Origin of the sequence: Mucilaginibacter sp. UYCu711, assembly GCF_050433825.1 — a bacterium.
Taxonomy (GTDB): domain Bacteria; phylum Bacteroidota; class Bacteroidia; order Sphingobacteriales; family Sphingobacteriaceae; genus Mucilaginibacter.
Genome location: NZ_JBNPWM010000016.1, coordinates 36,229 through 51,666 on the forward strand (window position 1 = coordinate 36,229; position 15,438 = coordinate 51,666).

Annotated in this window: 12 protein-coding genes; 7 read left to right on the forward strand and 5 right to left on the reverse strand. The window is 45.1% G+C overall.

The window, feature by feature from the left end:
* The first annotated feature begins 95 nt into the window (after nt 1-95).
* The 3 genes from ABIB50_RS25620 to ABIB50_RS25630 are packed head-to-tail and all read left to right on the forward strand — an operon-like array spanning nt 96 to nt 3,385.
* Entirely contained in the window at nt 96-1,034 is a 939-nt protein-coding gene (locus ABIB50_RS25620) for a dihydrodipicolinate synthase family protein (protein ID WP_429384671.1), read from the forward strand.
* Complete coding sequence (locus ABIB50_RS25625) at nt 1,031-2,137, forward strand: galactose oxidase (protein ID WP_429384674.1); 1,107 nt, start codon at nt 1,031-1,033, stop codon at nt 2,135-2,137. The genes ABIB50_RS25620 and ABIB50_RS25625 overlap by 4 nt, the downstream gene beginning before the upstream one ends.
* The gene (locus tag ABIB50_RS25630; protein WP_429384677.1) at nt 2,138-3,385 is read left to right on the forward strand and encodes an MFS transporter; all 1,248 of its coding nucleotides are present in this window, start codon (nt 2,138-2,140) and stop codon (nt 3,383-3,385) included.
* Between the two features lie 3 nt (nt 3,386-3,388).
* Here ABIB50_RS25630 and ABIB50_RS25635 read toward each other — a convergent pair whose 3' ends face one another.
* Nucleotides 3,389-4,297, reverse strand: coding sequence for an alpha/beta hydrolase (locus ABIB50_RS25635; RefSeq protein ID WP_429384680.1), 909 nt, complete (start codon nt 4,295-4,297; stop codon nt 3,389-3,391).
* Between the two features lie 107 nt (nt 4,298-4,404).
* On the opposite strand from ABIB50_RS25635, the gene ABIB50_RS25640 reads away from it, so the two are divergent.
* From ABIB50_RS25640 to ABIB50_RS25655, 4 genes are read left to right on the forward strand one after another with little or no spacing between them, the layout of a single operon-like run.
* The gene (locus ABIB50_RS25640; RefSeq protein WP_429384683.1) at nt 4,405-6,723 is read left to right on the forward strand and encodes a sialidase family protein; all 2,319 of its coding nucleotides are present in this window, start codon (nt 4,405-4,407) and stop codon (nt 6,721-6,723) included.
* Between the two features lie 8 nt (nt 6,724-6,731).
* Nucleotides 6,732-7,511 carry a phytanoyl-CoA dioxygenase family protein gene (locus ABIB50_RS25645; protein ID WP_429384686.1) on the forward strand — a complete coding sequence of 260 codons (780 nt, stop codon included), beginning with the start codon at nt 6,732-6,734 and terminating at the stop codon, nt 7,509-7,511.
* A 15-nt stretch (nt 7,512-7,526) separates the two neighbouring features.
* On the forward strand, nt 7,527-8,447 hold the full coding sequence (locus ABIB50_RS25650) for a dihydrodipicolinate synthase family protein (protein ID WP_429384689.1): 921 nt from the start codon (nt 7,527-7,529) through the stop codon (nt 8,445-8,447).
* A gap of 10 nt (nt 8,448-8,457) precedes the next feature.
* Entirely contained in the window at nt 8,458-9,411 is a 954-nt protein-coding gene (locus tag ABIB50_RS25655; RefSeq protein ID WP_429384692.1) for a 6-bladed beta-propeller, read from the forward strand.
* Here the strand turns inward: ABIB50_RS25655 and ABIB50_RS25660 are convergent.
* The 4 genes from ABIB50_RS25660 to rhaT form a co-directional block, all read right to left on the reverse strand.
* Nucleotides 9,394-10,689, reverse strand: coding sequence for an FGGY-family carbohydrate kinase (locus tag ABIB50_RS25660; protein ID WP_429384694.1), 1,296 nt, complete (start codon nt 10,687-10,689; stop codon nt 9,394-9,396). The two genes, ABIB50_RS25655 and ABIB50_RS25660, sit on opposite strands and share 18 nt — an antisense overlap.
* Before the next feature lies 1 nt (nt 10,690).
* Complete coding sequence (locus tag ABIB50_RS25665; RefSeq protein ID WP_429384697.1) at nt 10,691-11,959, reverse strand: L-rhamnose isomerase; 1,269 nt, start codon at nt 11,957-11,959, stop codon at nt 10,691-10,693.
* Nucleotides 11,960-11,965: 6 nt separating this feature from the next.
* Complete coding sequence (locus ABIB50_RS25670) at nt 11,966-14,086, reverse strand: bifunctional aldolase/short-chain dehydrogenase (RefSeq protein WP_429384700.1); 2,121 nt, start codon at nt 14,084-14,086, stop codon at nt 11,966-11,968.
* 215 nt (nt 14,087-14,301) lie between these two features.
* Nucleotides 14,302-15,429, reverse strand: coding sequence for an L-rhamnose/proton symporter RhaT (gene rhaT, locus ABIB50_RS25675; protein ID WP_429384703.1), 1,128 nt, complete (start codon nt 15,427-15,429; stop codon nt 14,302-14,304).
* Nucleotides 15,430-15,438 lie beyond the last annotated feature (9 nt).

Here is a 15,438-nt window from a genome sequence, read left to right on the forward strand (position 1 = left end):
AAAATAGTATCAAGATTCTAAAATTATTATGTAGTACATAATAATTTAATCTTTATATTTGTGATAACCGATAAGCCCGCCAATGGCTTAAACTTATGAGAGAGAAACTAACTGCCATCAATTTAAAAGGTAACTGGGCAACGCTGTTGCTTCCGGTAAATACCGACGATACATTTAATTATGAACTGTTAGCATCCGAGATAGACATGCTGATAGCCGCCGGGGTTGATGGTATATATTCCAATGGGACAGCCGGCGAGTTTTACAACCAAACAGAAGAGGAATACGAGATCGTCAACCAAATATTGGCTGATAAATGTAAAGCCGCGGGCATGCGTTTCCAGATCGGCGCCAGCCACCCATTGCCAATAATGAGCATTCAGCGGCTAAAAAAAGCGGTGGCGCTTAAGCCTGATGCTATACAGGTTATCCTGCCCGATTGGGTACCTGTGACGCTGCCAGAGATGGTGGATTATCTTAAAAAGGTGGCTGAGGTAGCAGGTAATATTCCGTTAGTACTTTACAATCCGCCGCACGCCAAGTACGTATTACAGCCTGCTGATTATGAGTTGCTCAAAGACATTCCGCAATTAATAGGCGTTAAATTATTAAGCCGTGATGAAGAATGGGTAACTGCCATGAAAAAGCATGCGTCGCATCTGTCTGTATTTGTACCGGGCCATTTTTTGGCAACCGGTGTTAAAAACGGGATAGGATCAGGCGCTTATTCAAACGTGGCATGTATTAACCCTAAAGCCGCGCAAAGCTGGTGGGCCTTAATGCAAACAGATATTGATCAGGCTTTAAAAATACAGGATGATATTTTAGCATTTTTTAAACAATGCGTAATGCCCTTAGCGCAGCAAGGTTACAGCAACCCTGCATTAGATAAGTTTTTGGCGGCCGTTGGCGGCCATTATAATGTAGGCACCCGACTAAGATGGCCCTATAAATGGATCCCTGAAGAACAGGTAACCAAAGCACGCGAACAAGCACGCCAAATGATGCCTTACTTTTTTGATAAAACAAAATGAAGACCAACATATTATTAACGGCTTTTTTATTTATGGCAATAACTGTGTCGGCACAAAAACCAGGCTTTAAATGGGGGCAATTAGCTTCGATCCCGGATGAGCACGGCTTTGCCGGCTCATTCGCCGGTATATCAAATGGTGCATTAATAGTAGCCGGCGGCGCAAACTTCCCCGATGGTGGGGCACCGTGGACAGGCTCTAAAAAAGCCTGGACAGATAAAATATTTGTGCTGAAAAAACCAACCGGCAAATGGAAACTGGCTGCAACACTACCACAACCACTTGGGTATGGCGTATCCATAAGCTATCATAACAAATTGATATGCGTAGGCGGGAGTAATACAGGTGGCCATGTGGCTACCGTATTTGCAATGAATTATATAAATGGCAAAATTGAAATAGAAAACTGGCCCGAGCTGCCTGAAGCATTGGCTAATTCGTGCGGCGCCGTGGTTGGGCATACTTTATATATTGCAGGTGGCTTATTATCGCCCGATGCTAAAAACACGGCATCCGTATTTTGGTCGCTTGATTTGGATAAACCAAAATCAGGGTGGAAAAATTTAGCTACCTGGCCGGGGTCACCACGCATGCTAAGTGTCGCCGGTTCATTAAACGGCACATTCTATTTATTTAGCGGTACGGATTTGGAAGATAAAGCCGGCGTGGCACACCGTCATTATTTAACAGATGCTTACGCCCATACACCGGGCACCGGCTGGAAAAAACTGGCCGATCTGCCACGCGCTGTAGTTGCCGCAGCCGGACCGGCATCGCCATATCATAAAAATCAATTATTAATATTTGGCGGCGATGATGGTGCATTGGCAGATAACGCGGCCGCGCTTAAAGAAAAGCATCCTGGTTTTTCAGGCGATATCTTAAGCTATAACACCACAGCTAATAAATGGACAAGTGCCGGCAGAATCAAAACCAATAAGTTAAGCGATGCTGCCGAAAATCCTAACAAAAGCCTTTGGGCACCGGTAACCACTACTTCAGTATTATGGCACGGCGCATTGGTAATCCCGGGTGGCGAAGTAAGGCCGGCCGTGCGCACAGCAAGAGTATTAACAGTACATATACCATCAGCAATAAAATAAATGGATACAGCAAATAAAAAACCGGCGGGCTGGTTTTACCCGTGGGTGATAGTAGGGATATTATGGTTGGTGGCATTCTTAAATTATTTCGATCGCAACCTGATCGCCTCCATGCGCGACCCGATAGCTGCCGAATTTAAGCTGACCGACGCGCAGTTTGGTTTATTAACAACCGTTTTTTTATTATCCTACGGCATACTAAGCCCGTTGGGTGGTTACCTGGCAGATAAGTATGGCCGTAAACGCATTATTATATTCAGCGTTTGTGTCTGGTCGGCGGTAACGCTGTGGACCGGCTTTGTAACCTCGTTTCCTGAAATGCTGGCAGCAAGGGTGGTAATGGGTATTAGCGAGGCTTGTTATATCCCCGCGGGTTTAGCCATGATAGCTGACTATCATAAGGGTAAAACACGATCGTTAGCAACAGGCTTGCATATGAGCGGTCTATATGCAGGCCAGGCATTGGGTGGCGTTGGAGGTTATATGTCCGAAGTATGGGGTTGGCGTTATGGCTTTCAAATGATTGGTGTAATTGGCGTCGTGTATGGTATTATATTGATCTATTTTTTGCGCGATAATAAGAACAAGCGCGGCGATGAAACAGTATCAGCCAATCCGGAAGTAGTTGCCGAAAAAAGACTGGGCCTGTTCCCAACTATAAAAATGCTGTTGGCAGAAAAATCGTTCCTGGTACTATTGTTTTACTTCTGCATGCTGGGTATTGTTAACTGGATGATATATGGCTGGCTTCCTACCTTTTTAAAGGAACATTTTACTTTAGGCTTAGGCAAAGCCGGGTTATCAGCCACAGGATACGTGCAAATAGGTTCGTTTGCGGGTGTGGTTTTAGGAGGATTGATAGCGGACCGCTGGTACCGAACTAACAAACGCAGCAGGTTATACATGATCGTTATCGGCTTTACACTTGGCGGGCCGTTCCTGTTCCTGATGGCATCAACTCAGGTTTTTGCTATCGCGATAGGAGCTATGATAGTTTATGGGCTGGCGCGGGGTATTAATGACAGTAACCTGATGCCGATACTCTGCCAGGTAATTGACGGCAAATACATCGCAACCGGTTACGGCTTTTTAAACTTCCTGAGTACCATCATCGGCGGCATAATGGTATACGTAGGCGGCCGAATGATGGACGCGCATATCAGCCTTGCTATAATTTACCAGGTATCAGCCGTATTTATGGTGATAGCAGCGTGGTCATTACTAAGAGTAAAGATCAGTAAAACTTAAGCTTTATTGATAAAGGTGGTTTTGCAATAACCAATTATAGCAGCGGTCCATCCATTTATCTTTAGTAGTAGCGTTGTTCATGCCGAAGCCGTGGCCGCCCTCCTGGTAAATATGAATCTCGGCCTTAACGCCATGCTTTTGTAGTGCCATAAAATAGTTTATACTATTGGCAACCGGCACAACTTTATCATTAGCCGCCTGTACTAAAAATGCCGGCGGGGTATCAGTGTTTACCTGTAGCTCGTTAGAATATTCTCGTGTTTTTTCTGGGGTAGCGTTTTCACCTATGAGCGCTTTTTTAGAGCCTTTATGTAATATACTATCCTGGAAAGTTATAACCGGGTATATCAATAACGAAAAATCCGGCCGCAGGTTAATGTTGTTCGGGTTATCAATAACTGCCTTTTGGTAATGGGTTGACAACGTTGATGCCAAATGCCCCCCTGCCGAAAATCCCATAATACCTACTTTGGTTGCATCTATATGCCATTCAGCCGCACGCTCACGCACAATCTGGATGGCGCGTTGCGCATCCTGCAACGGGCCAATTTCCCGGTTAACCATAATTACATCACTTGGCAACCTGTATTTTAAAACAAAGGCAGCTATACCATGTGCTGCAAAATCGCGGGCAACGTGCGCGCCTTCATCGTTTACTACTAAATAAGAGTAGCCGCCGCCCGGGCAAATTATCACGGCTGTTCCGTTGGCTTTGGCAGGCTCTGGTAAAAACGCGGTAAGGGTTGGGTCTACAACTTTGCTAACCTTTCCTCTTTTTGATGTAGTGTCATTCACCTCCACTACATTATTTCTTTTAGAGTTGGGTACAGTTTTATATAAATGAATAACTGTTTGTGCTTTTAATAATGACGCTGATAATAGGATCAGCATTACAAAAGATATTTTTTTCATAACAGGAACTAATTGGTACATCAAATATAAAAATAAATTCGTTATTATGTAGAACATAATGATATATTTGAACTGAAATTTCTTCATAACCTGGATTATACAAGAAAATGAAAACACGTTTAGCCAACCCGGTGCATTTTGTTATGGGCTTGTTTTTAACAACCACCCTTACATTAGCCGCATCCACTTATGCAAATGCGCAAAAAGCCCCAGCTCCGGCAGCGCCCGAATATTCGGTCCAAAAGATATTTACCGGTGGCGAGGATGGCTATCATTCTTACAGGATCCCGTCATTGGTAAGATCGGCCGGTCATGGTTATTTGCTGGCTATTTGCGAGGGCAGGAAGAACAGTAATAAAGATTACGCAAATATTGATATCGTATGCAAACGCTCATTAGATAATGGCGCTACCTGGGGCAAGCTGCAAGTAATTGCCGATCCCGGCAATTATACCATGGGCAACCCTACTACAGTTGTCGACCAGCAGAACGGTAAAATATTTGTGTTTATGGTGAAGAACGATTCCACCCACTATAATAAAGCTGATAATACATTTAAAGATTTCGCCGTAGGCGAACGTACAATTTACTATTGTTCAAGTACTGATGAAGGCGCTACCTGGTCGGCACCGGTAAATGTTACCGCTACTACCCAACCTGCGGAACGGACAAAAGATTGGATTGGCCCGGGCGTAGGCATCCAAAAAATACATGGGCCAAATGCGGGCTATTTAATTGTGCCCGCCTACGGACGCAATATTTATAGCTCAGATCATGGTGTTACCTGGAAAGATGCTGTGTACGACCAGGGTACAAAAAAATCAACAGAAGCAACTATTATAGAAAAACTAAACGGCGATATGGTAAGGAATGATCGTCCTGTAACAACTTTACCGCGTTACCGCCAGGTAGCTACCGGCTCGTTAGAAGGTGGTTTTAACAACTGGGCATCGGATACAAACCTGCCCGATCCTGCAAGCCAGGGCTCGGTATGGCGCTATAATGATCCGGAACCTAATAGAATATTATTTTTGAACTCGGCCAGCCAAAAAACAAGGACCGCCATGATGATCCGGATCAGCTATGATGAGGGAAATAGCTACCCGGTAGGGCGTGATATACCTGTTTTTGGCTCGGAGCCGGGTAAACTGGGTGGTTACTCAAGCCTTACCAAAACTGCCGACAGGCATATAGGTGCTTTGATAGAATATAATGAGGACGTTAAGAATAATACAACCAGCCAGCGCTCTATTGTATTCAGCAAATTCGATTTACCGTGGATACTAAACGGTGCTGCCGAGAATCCTACAAAGACAGCTAAAAACGTAGCGGCTGTTGCCCCACCTGCGCCGGTTACAGCAACAACAACCGAGGCTTTAAACTACATTTATAAACCCGGCGATAACGGTTATATGTGTTTCCGTATCCCGTCAATGATCACCGCAAAAAGCGGTATGCTATTGGCTTTTGCCGAAGGCAGAAAAAAAGATTGCCTGGATGCCGGCGATATCGACCTTGTACTGCGCCGATCTGCTGACGGCGGTAAAACCTGGGGACCATTGCAAGTTGTCTGGAACGACTCGACCAATACCTGCGGCAATCCCGTACCCATACAGGATGTAACTACCGGTAAGATCTGGCTGATAAGCACCTGGAACTTTGGCACTGATCATGAAAAGGATATTAAAGCCCAAAGCAGTAAATATGGCCGTAATGTGTACGTGCTTTCATCGGCTGATGAAGGTAAAACCTGGTCGACCGCCAGGGAGATCACCAATGATGTAAAACTTCCCGGCTGGACCTGGTATGCCACCGGCCCGTGCCATGGCGTGCAAATATCAACCGGAAAATACAAGGGTCGCTTAGCTGTGCCGGTAAATCACATTGAGTTTGCTACAGGTAAAAACTTTGTGCATACTATTTATTCTGACGATCATGGCAAAACCTGGAAGCTTGGCGAGAACACTCCGCAGGCCGGAACAAACGAGGTTACCATGGCCGAAATAGGAAATGGCAACCTGATGATGAATATCCGCAATGCCGATCGTGCCAACAAAACCCGCCTGGTAACAACCAGTACCAATGGTGGCCAAACTTGGGGCGACGTAACAACCGATACCACACTCATCGAGCCGGTATGTCAGGGCAGCTTGCTTAACTACCGGCTATCGAAAAAGAAGTCAGTATTATTCTTTATTAACCCGGCCAATAAGCTAACCCGTGCTAATGTAACTATCCGCGCCAGTTTTGATGATGGTAAAACCTGGCCAATCAGCCAGGTGGTTTTCCCGGGGCCATCTGCGTATAGCGACATAGCAGTATACAATAATAAAGAAGTGGCTTGCTTATATGAAGCTGGTATAACCAAACCATATGAAGGCATTGCCTTTAAAACCATCAGTTTAACAGAATTGACCAAACAATAAATAAGAAGATGAAACAGGAAGGGTTATTTAACTACCGGAAGCTGACAGATGAAGAATTAGCATCTTTTAAAGAACAAGGCTTCTTGATTATTAAGGGGATTTTAAAGCCGGAAGGCGTTGCCCAAATGCAGCAGGAATGTATGACGGCATGGGACAAGGAGAAGGAAGGCTTCGATCCTACCAAAAGCTGGCTGCAAAACTCGCTATTGGTAAACATTCACCATAAAGCGCCAGCCGTTAGGGATTATTATTTCGACGGCCCGCTGGTTGATGTGGCAACACAACTGATAGGCCCAAATGTAAAAGGAGCAACATCACAACTTACTTTTAAAATGAAAGGCAACACCAAGCCATTCGGCTGGCACCAGGATAACGGCTATGGCGAATTAGAGCCCTACAACGCGTTAACAACGCTGACCGCATTGGATGATACCGACCGTGGAAACGGCTGCTTATGGCTCATCCCGGGCAGTCACAAGCAGGGACAAATAAGGGTGCAGCAGAGCGAGGAGCAGAAAAAAACACAGTCGGAAATTGTGGTAGCCGCTGACGATAGTTTGGCTGTACCAATGGAAATGAAAGCCGGCGACTCGCTGATATTTAATTGCTGGATGCTTCATAAATCAGACGGTAATTATTCGACCGACCGTGACAGACGCATCCTGTTTTTACGCTATGCGGATGCCGATGCTGTCGAGGTTTACAACAACCGCAAACCGCGTTTAGGTAAATTAGTACATGGCGATACTAAATTTGAAGAAGTAAAAGCTTTTGAAGCAGATATATAATATTACGATACTAACATGAAGATAAAAGGAATAGTTGCAGCAACGTTTTCGGCTTATAAACCGGATGGATCATTAAACTTAGAACTCATACCGTCGCTGGTTGATAAATTAATAGCCGACGGGCTTACCGGCGTATACATTTGCGGCACAAATGGCGAGGGCCCAAACCTTACCATTGAAGAGCGCATGGCGGTAGCCGAAGCCTATGTAAAGGCAGCAGCTAAACGCTTTTTAGTGCTGGTGCATGTGGGGCACACCTCTATACAGGAAAGTAAAAAACTGGCGGCACATGCTTCAAAGATCGGTGCCGACGCCATATCATCAGTAGCGGCATTTTATTTCAAGCCAACATCGGTACAAAACCTGGTTGATTGCATGGCCGATATCGCTTCGGGTGCGCCAAACCTGCCATTTTACTATTATCACATGCCGACGCTAACCGGTGTAGGTATGGATATGGTTGACTTTTTAAAATTAGGTGAAGAAAAGATCCCTAACCTTGCTGGTATAAAATATACGGCTTCAACCCTGCACGAATTACAGGCTTGCCTGAACTATAAAAACGGCAAGTTTGATGTGCTGTCCGGCTATGACGAAATGTTGTTACCTGCATTAGCTGTAGGCGCGCAGGGAGCCATTGGCAGTACCTATACTTTTGCCGCGCCGGTTTATTTAAAAATTATTGAGTTATTCCGTGCCGGTAAGCTGGATGAAGCCCGCGATTTACAGGCAAAGGTGGTTGATTTTATCCGCTGTATTATCAAGCATCCGTCGATAGCGGCACAACGTGCTATTGTTAAAATGTTAGGATCGGACCTGCATAGCCCGAGGTTGCCTTTGGTAACACTATCAGATGCGGGTTATAACGATTTAAAAGCTGATCTGGAATCGGTTGGATTTTTTGATCTGCTAAAAGAACATGCATTAACCAAATAGATACCATATAATGCTCGAAAATAACCGGATAATTGGCAATAATGGATTTAAATACCGGGTTAATACCAATTGGGGGATTCCCCCTACAGGTACTTACCCGGTTAACGATTGCCATGAAATGGTGATGGCTAAAAACGGCCTGCTTTACCTGCTTACCAACGAGACGCAAAATAATATTTTGGTTTATAACAAAGATGGTACGGTGGTCAATAGCTGGGGTACAACCTATCCCGGCGCGCATGGCCTTACGCTGAGTAACGAAGGCGGCGAGGAGTTTTTATATATCACCGATACCGAACGCCATCAGGTTATTAAAACTACGCTTTCGGGCAGGGAGCTGATGGTACTGGATTTCCCTAAAGAGATCCTATTGTACACATCGGCAGATGAATATAAACCTACCGAAACAGCCATTGCGCCTAACGGTGATATTTATGTAACCGATGGCTACGGGCACCAGTTTGTGATCCAGTATGATAGCAAAGGCAAGTATATCCGCCATTGGGGTGGTAGGGGCGATGGCCCTTACCAGTTTGATTGCGTGCATGGCGTAGCTATCGACTATCGCAAAGCAAAACCTACTTTACTGCTGACATCAAGAAATCATAATGCCTTAAAAAGGTTTACGATGGACGGCCAGTACCTTGACGTTATTAACCTGCCCGGCTCCTTTATTTGCCGGCCGGTAATTAGCGGTAATAATATATATGGGGCAGTTTTCCGGTCGGAACGGAATGATAATTCTGGCTCGGGTTATATTACTATTATTGATGAGAACGATCGTGTAGTTTCAACTCCCGGCGGTACCGAACCTGTTTATGCAGATAATATATTACAGCCACAAAAAAAGGCGGATGATACTTTCATCCACCCTCATGATGTTTGTGTTGATAGGGATGAGAACCTGTACATCCCACAATGGAAATCTAATAAAACGTATCCCTTATTACTCGAACGCGTTTAAGCCTGAATAATATTTTAGGTTGATCAGGTCGCCCGGGATACTTGGTTTGGTATTCCAGGCATAATGCATAGCCAGCGCTGTGCCTAACGCCGTAGCCTGCGCCATTGATGCGGCATAAACTTCAACATCAGGGTAAGCCTTTGCCAGCAAGTTCATAAACACCGCGTTCTTACTAAATCCGCCATCAACAAAGATCCTTTTTACAGGGCTGTTATTTAATACCAGGTCAGTGGCTTCTTTTTGCTTCGCGACAAGGTTATTCATCAGCTCAAAATAAGCGGTTATGTCATCGCCCTCCAAATCGGTATCATAGGAGATATTACGGTATTTAATTACGTCCTCACCGTATTTTTCAGCAATGGCTTTAATCCCCACATCATACTCATGCCCGCTAAAAAGGCGCGATGCCCTAACAGGTTTGCCTTTGTACTGGATATAATTTAAACAGTCTTTTTCTAATTCCGCCGCAGTTAAGGGCGATTGATTAAAGGGATTTAAACTGATGGACCAGGTACCGGTAGACAGCAATACAAAAGGCATGTTAAAACTTGCCAGATAAGGTATCAGCGCTGCCGAGCTATCGTGCAGGCCCATGCCTACCTGGTAATGCTCTGTTTCAATAGCCGGTTCAACTACGCCGTTTGATGGTGCTATTGGTGCAAGGATATTTGTAAGGCCTTCCTGTTTAACCCAGTTGTGGTAATCATTCTTTTCAAAGTCCCAAAGGGCGGTATGGCAGCCAATGCTGGTGCAGTCTGAAAAAGCTCGGCCGCTTACTAAATAGCTCAAATACTGAGGCAGGTGCAGCGCGTATTTTATCCGCTTAAATAATTCGGGCTGCTCATATTTAATGCGATAAAGCTGCAGGCCGGAGTTTAAACTCTCCAATGCCGGCGAGGCGGTTTCAAAAGCTATTTTAGCCTCATCGCCATAGGTATTATAAAACTGTTTTTTAAGCTTCTCAGGATAAGGCTTCAGGTAATTATATAAAGGTGCAATAGCTTCGCCATCCTTGTCCAAATAAACAAAGCTGGCGCCATAGGCCGAAAAGTTAACCGCTTCTAACCTGAACTCTTTTAACCGCTTTACTTCATTAAGCGAATCCAATACGGACTTTTTCAGCGCGTCTAAATTCTCGCAGGCGAAGCCGTCCTCGTCAACAATCTCATTAAACCTGGCCGATCGTTCAAAAACAATATTATAACTCTCATCAAAAAGAAATAGCTTTTTATTGGTTTTGCCCACATCAAAAACCGCGATAACTGGTATAGGGTTCATGCTATAAGCCGGTTGCCTGAGTTTTCTCGCCGCGTTGTTTAATCAGGTTAGCACGCACCGCTCCTTCGCGATATAGCGCGATAGGGCTCAAAGCACCGCCCGCGCGTAAACGAGCCTCGGCCAATAACGGGCGCACATCTGTACGGTACGCGGTCTGTAAGATTTCCTGCGCTTTAGCTACGTCGTTATCATTCTGCGCGTCAACCAATGCTTTGGTATCAACCAACAAGGCCTGTGCATAAGCAATTTTAATAGCCTCTACCGATTGGATCAAATCCTCGATAGGGTCCTTGACGTTATGCGACGCGTCTATCATCCAGCCAATACCGGTAGCATGATTTAGTCCACGGGCATCCATCCCTTCCACCAGTTCATTAAATATCAGGAACAGTTGATATGGGTTAATGCTGCCTACGGTAAGGTCGTCATCGCCATATTTTGAATCGTTAAAATGGAAACCGGCCAGTTTTTGCTCCATTAGCAATAAAGAAACTATCTGCTCAATATTGGTATTCGGCAGGTGGTGACCAAGGTCGACCAGCGTCAACGCTTTTTTACCCAATTTAGAAGCCAATAAATGCGATTGTCCCCAATCGCCAATAGTGGTCGAATAGAAGTTTGGCTCGAATGGTTTGTACTCAATCCAAACTTTCCAATCGTCAGGCAGGGCAGCATAAATTTGCTGCAAGCTATCTAATGTGTTTTGGAACGCCTTACGGAAGTTCAATTGCCCTGGGAAGTTTGATCCGTCAGACAACCAAACCGATAACGCATTAGAACCCAGCTCAACACCGTATTTTATTACTTCGATATTGTGAGCGATGGCCTGATCGCGCACCGCTTTATCCGTATGGTGCAACGAACCAAATTTATAGCTCAGCTTGGCATCTTTCTGATCCTGGAAAGTGTTAGAGTTTACCGCGTCAAAATGCAAACCGTATTGCGCCGCATGGGCTTTTATAGCCGTTGCATTTTCAGGGATATCCCACGGGATATGCAGCGAGATAGAATTACTTGAACGGTTTAACGCGTGGATCATCCCCACATCACTGATCTTCTCCTCCAGATTGCGCGGCTCGCCACCGCCCGAGAAACGGCCAAAACGTGTGCCGCCCGTACCCAAAGCCCAGCTTGGTATAGCGATATTAAATGCCTGCAGCTTTTGCAGTACATCGTCCAGTTTAGCTACATCCTCGGCAACGAAATTAAATTTGCGCTGATGGTCTTTTATATGCTGATGATTAAACTCATCAATTTTTTGCTGTTCCATAGTATATTATCTTACAAATGCAGCGGCAACACCGCCATCAACATTTAAAACATTCCCGGTTGATTTGCCTAACAAGCCTCCTGCAAAAGCGAAGCAGGCATTAGCAATATCTACCGGCAGGATAACTTCATTTAATAAGGTGCGTTTAGCGTAATAGGCAGGCAGTTCGGCAACGGTTATGCCATAAGCTTTAGCACGGCCTTCGGCCCAGCCACCGGCCCAGATATTACTGTCGCTAATTACCGCATCAGGGTTAACCACGTTAACACGGATCTTATCGGCACCCAACTCTGCAGCATTTAACCTGCTTAAATGTAGCTGCGCAGCTTTGGCACTGCCATAACCGGCGTTGTTGGGGCCGCTTACCAACGCGTTTTTGCTGACGATATTGATAATGTCGCCGCCAATATCCTGTTTCTTCATCACGTTAGAAGCTGCCTGCGTTACCAGGAACTGGCCCTTCACTAATACGTCATATAGCAGGTCCCAGTCCTTCTCGGTATGGTCTGCAATAGTTTTTGAGATAGACAGCCCGGCGTTATTAACGATCAGGTCCACACCACCGAAAGCTAAAATAGCTTCAGCTACTGCGCTGTCAATCTGATCTGCTTTGGTAACATCCAATATCGCTGTGGTATAAGCGTCTTTACCAAATAGCTTTTTAAACTCTTCGCCGGCACTTTCCAGGCGTTCGGCATTCATATCGTTCAACACAACACATGCGCCTTCTTCGGCAAATTTTTTGGCGATAGCTTTGCCAATACCACCTGCGCTACCTGTAACTAATGCCACACGGCCCGATAATGCTTTTGGCTTAGGCATACGTTGCAGTTTAGCTTCCTCTAACAACCAGTACTCAATATTAAACGCTTCCTGGCGAGGTAACGAGGTATAATCAGAAATCGCTTCGGCGCCTTTCATTACGTTGATGGCGTTGGTATAAAACTCGGCGGCAACGCGGGCGGTTTGTTTGTCCTTAGCAAAAGTGAACATACCCGCGCCCGGGTACAAAATAACTACCGGGTTAGCATCGCGGATAGCCGGGCTGTTCGGGTGCTTACAGGTTTCATAGTATTCAGTATACATGGCACGGTAAGCGTCAAACGCGGGAGCAAGGCGGGCCTTAAGCGCTTCAACATCGGTTAGATCCTCATCCTTACCTAACTCCAATACCAGCGGACTGATCTTTGTCCTTAAAAAGTGATCCGGACAGCTGGTACCCAATGGTGCCAATCTATCCAGATCATTTGAGTTAATAAACTCCAACACACGGGCATCATCTGTAAAATGCCCGATCATATTTTGCTTTGACGAACAGAAACCACGCAGTATCGGCGCTAACGCGATAGCCTGCTTTTTTCGGCCGGCTTCGTTTAAACTATCCAGTTTTTTACCCCCGAAGATGGGACCTTTCTTGCCATAGTTTTGCTCCAAATATTCAGCGCATTGCTCAATTACCTCAAGGGTGTTGATATAACTTTCGTAAGCGGTATCGCCCCAGGTAAATAGCCCGTGCGAGCCTAACATGATACCACGGATACCCGGATTAGCATCTAAACAAGCTTTTAATAGCAAGCCAAGCTCGAAACCCGGTTTTTGCCATTCAACCCAGCCAATTTTGCCTTTAAACAGGTCGGCAGTTATTTGCTTACCATCTTTTGCTGCCGCGATGGCAATAGCCGCGTCAGGGTGCAGGTGATCAATATGTTTAAATGGTAAAAATCCGTGTAACGGCGTATCAATTGATGGTGCTTTTGATGCCAGGTCGTAAATGGTGTGGTTAAACAACTCTACCATTTCGTCCTCATGCTCCAAACCGCGATATACATTTTTAAGGCTACGCAGTTTATCTACATACAATGCAGCAAGGCCACTTTTCTTTAACGTACCGATATCACCGCCTGATCCTTTGATCCACATTACCTCAACCTCCTGGCCGGTCAATGGATCTTTAGCCATAGCTTTGCAGGATGTGTTGCCGCCGCCGTAGTTGGTCAGGCGCAGGTCGGCGCCCAAAAGGTTCGACCGGTATATTAAAAGGGCCACTTCATCACCCGCAAGCTTTGCAGCCTCCGCATCGTCCCATAAATAGCTTACGTGCTTAAAATTTGTTTCTTTGATAGACATTGTACTGTTTGTTGTTGATCGTATTATTATTTCCAGTTAATTAGGCGGCTCCTATGGAGCCTATTCCTTTTTTGTTTTTTTCTATAAACAGGCAACTCCGCTGGAGTCTCTTACATTTTGATCAACTATATTGCTCCCATAGGAGCTCCCTGTTTATAGAAAATGTAAAAAGAATCTTCCCGGCTCCATAGGAGCGCCCTGATTTAGATATTTATTTAATGTGTTTGCTCTATTTGCGCTGTTTTAGCGGCTTCTTTATCTTTTAAATTATTGCCATAGCCCACCAAAACAACCGATAGGATAATGGTTACTATACCCACAACTAAGGTGGTAAATGCTTTTTTGCTTACGGCCGTCCATTCTTTCAATATCAATCCCCACATGTTGGCCACCAGGATGATAAATGCCATGTGCAGGATCCATGAGCTTGCGCCATTACCCAACTTGCTTTCGCCCATGCCGTAGAAGAAGAACTGCAGGAACCAGGTTGTGCCGGCTAACGCCGAGAATATATAGTTTTTTAACAGCGGGGTTTTGCTATCGGTATAATTACCAAACGTTTTGTTACGTGCATTTAAGATCATACACCAAATGAAGTTGGTGGTTAAACCGCCCCAAAGGATAACGATATAAGTAACGTTGTTTTTGTAAAGGAAGTTAGCGCTATCTGTAATATGATTAGCTTCTCTCCAGGCCACATTAGCCGCGTTAGCCATATCTGCACCGGCATCAATACCAAAAGCAAAGCAGGCACTTAATACACCTGATATGATCGCTACGGTAATACCTAAACCGAATTTGTAATCTTTATTCTCATTAGCTGCCGCGCCTGCTTTATTTAAGTCCCGCTCTTTTAGCGTACCTGCACGTCCGCAGATAATAATTCCGAGAACGCATACCGCTATGCCTATCAATACGATCTGCCCCCAGTGGCTTGACGCCAGCATACCAATGCTGTCTTTACCATCCTTGGGTGAAAACTCATAATAAACAGCAGGCACCAGCGCGCCGAATACCGAGCATAAGCCTAATATAATGGTACTGCCTAATGATACACCTAAGTAGCGCACACCCAAGCCATAAGTTAAGCCGCCTATACCCCATAATAAGCCAAAGAAATAGGTTAAACCCAATATACCACCGTTGGTAGCTTTAATGATATCGAAAAAATGCGGAACGGTTAACCACGCAGCCAACGGCGGAACTATCAACCATGAAAAAATACCGCCCACTATCCAGAAACTTTCCCAGGCCCAGCCTTTTACTTTTTTATAAGGGATATAAAAACTACCGGAAGCAAAACCGCCGATAAAGTGAAATATTACTCCGAAAATTACTTCCATTTGTTTAGG